The following is a 2,020-nucleotide window of genomic DNA, read 5'->3' as shown; positions in this document are numbered from 1 at the left end:
TGGGCGGCGTTCGCGCGGGCCCACCCCGGCAGCGCCTACGACCTGGCCTGGTACGGCGGCATGCACCCGGTCTCCTACAGCGCCATCTCGCCGTACCTGATGGCCGTCCTCGGCGTGCGACCCACCATGGTCGTCGTCGGCACGCTGTCGGCAGGGTTGCTCGCGCTCCTCCTCGAGCGCAGCCCCCACGTCCGCCACCCGATGCTGCCCGCGGTGTTCGGCGCCCTGGCGCTCACCGGCAACGCGGTGTCGGGCCGGGTGACGTTCGGGCTGGGCCTGCTGTTCGGGCTGGCGGCGCTCGTCGCGGCGTTCGCCTGGCCCGCTCGCCTGCGGCTGCGCGTACCGGTGATCGTCGCGCTGGCGGCCCTGACGACGGCGGCCAGCGCCGTCGCCGGCCTCCTGCTCGGGCTGGTCGCCGCCGCGCTGTGGCTCACCGGCGAACGGCGGCTGGCCTACGCCATCGGGCTGCCGCCGCTGGTCGTGGTCGCGGTGTCCGCGTGGCTGTTCCCGCTGTCCGGCGTGCAGCCGATGTCCTGGTACTCCGCCCTGCTGCCGACCGCGGCCGGGCTGTCCGCGGTGCTGCTGTTCCCGCGCGACTGGCGGCTGCTGCGGATGCTCGGGGTGGTCTACCTGGTGGCCGTCCAGATGGCGTGGCTGATGCCCTCCCCTGTCGGCACGAACATCAACCGCCTCGGCCTGATCTTCGCGGGCGTCGGCCTGGCGGCGACCCTCCCCGGCCGCGACTGGGTCCGGTCGCTGGCGGGCGTCCGACTGGGGCGCACGGTGGCCGCGGGGATGCTGGGCGCCGCCCTGATCACGTCGGTCTCGTGGCAGGTCGGGCTGGCCGCCCGCGACGCCATCAACACCGCACCTCCGGAGTCGCTGAGCCTCGACCTCCAGCCGCTCGTCGACCAGCTCCAGGACCGGGGCGCCGGCCTGGGGCGGGTCGAGGTCGTGCCGACGGCCAGCCACCGTGAGGCGACCGCGCTCGCGGCGTACGCCAACCTCGCCCGCGGCTGGAACCGGCAGGCCGACGCCGCCCGCAACCGGCTCTTCTACCGGGACCAGCCGCTGACCGCCGACGCCTACCAACGATGGCTGCGGCGCTGGGCTGTTCGTTTCGTCGTGCTCTCGACGGCGACGCCCGACGCCGCCGCCGTCGAGGAGGCCGCACTGGTCTCGGCCGGGTTGCCCTACCTCGAACGGGTCTGGTCCGACGAGGACTGGATGCTCTACGAGGTCCGCAACCCGGCGCCGCTGGCCTCCGCTCCGGCGCGCGTCCTCGACTTCGACGCAGCGCAGATCACCCTGTACACCCCCGAGCCCGGCCCGATCGTGGTGCGCGTGGCCTACTCCCGGTGGCTCGGTCTCGTCGACGCGACGGGCAAGGCCCTGCCGGCCGAGGCCGCGTGCCTGTCCGGCCTCGCCAGTGACCTCGAGGTGGAGAACCCGCGCGACAACTGGCTGGTCCTGCACGCCAGCGAGAAGGGCACCTACCGGATCGGGGCGCCCTACAAGGTGCCGCGCGGGTCCGCCTGCCCCTGATCGTCGACCAGCCCCTGGAGCCGGCCCACCTCGTCGCGCAGCTCGTCGTTGCGACCCTCGAGCGCCAGCACGGCCTCGACGCCGGCCAGGTTCAGGCCGTCGGCCAACAGCGCGGTGATGCGTCGGATCTCGGTGATGTCGTCAGCGCTGTAGCGCCGGGTGCCCCCCGGCGTGCGGTGCGGCGAGATGAGCTTCTTCGCCTCGTACGCGCGCAGCATCGCCGGGCTCACACCGGTGAGCTCGGCGGCCACGGCCATGCCGTAGACGGCGTGGTCGTCGGCGGGCGTTCCGTCGTGCGGCGTCCCCATCCATCCCTCCGTCCAGTCCGAAAACTTATCTCGGACAAGTACTTGAAATCTCTCGCAGAACTGACTAAATATCAACCTATCAACTGAGATCGTTGAACTCTCCAGGTGGAGAAAGGGCCGTTCCACCCCGCTCGCGAAGCGTCACCCCACCACGTCACTGCGCCAGC

General features: G+C 72.5%; 2 protein-coding genes. One reads left to right on the top strand and one right to left on the bottom strand.

What is annotated here, in order from left to right; translation table 11 throughout:
- Nucleotides 1-1,545, top strand: a 1,545-nt coding sequence (locus VIW71_RS22710; RefSeq protein ID WP_331624363.1) for an MFS transporter, incomplete at its 5' end; no start/stop codon positions are given.
- Here VIW71_RS22710 and VIW71_RS22705 read toward each other — a convergent pair.
- The gene (locus tag VIW71_RS22705; protein WP_331624362.1) at nucleotides 1,512-1,853 is read right to left on the bottom strand and encodes a MerR family transcriptional regulator; all 342 of its coding nucleotides are present in this window, start codon (nucleotides 1,851-1,853) and stop codon (nucleotides 1,512-1,514) included. The genes VIW71_RS22710 and VIW71_RS22705 overlap by 34 nt on opposite strands.
- Between the last annotated feature and the right edge of the window lie 167 nt (nucleotides 1,854-2,020).

This window comes from Streptomyces sp. (assembly GCF_036524955.1).
Classification (GTDB): Bacteria; Actinomycetota; Actinomycetes; order Streptomycetales; family Streptomycetaceae; genus Actinacidiphila.
This window is presented reverse-complemented; position numbering and strand designations above follow the sequence as displayed.

Excerpts from the sequence above, each read along its gene's own strand:
- VIW71_RS22705 (WP_331624362.1), bottom strand. The coding sequence starts at position 1,853 with ATGGGGACGCCGCACGACGGAACGCCCGCCGACGACCACGCCGTCTAC.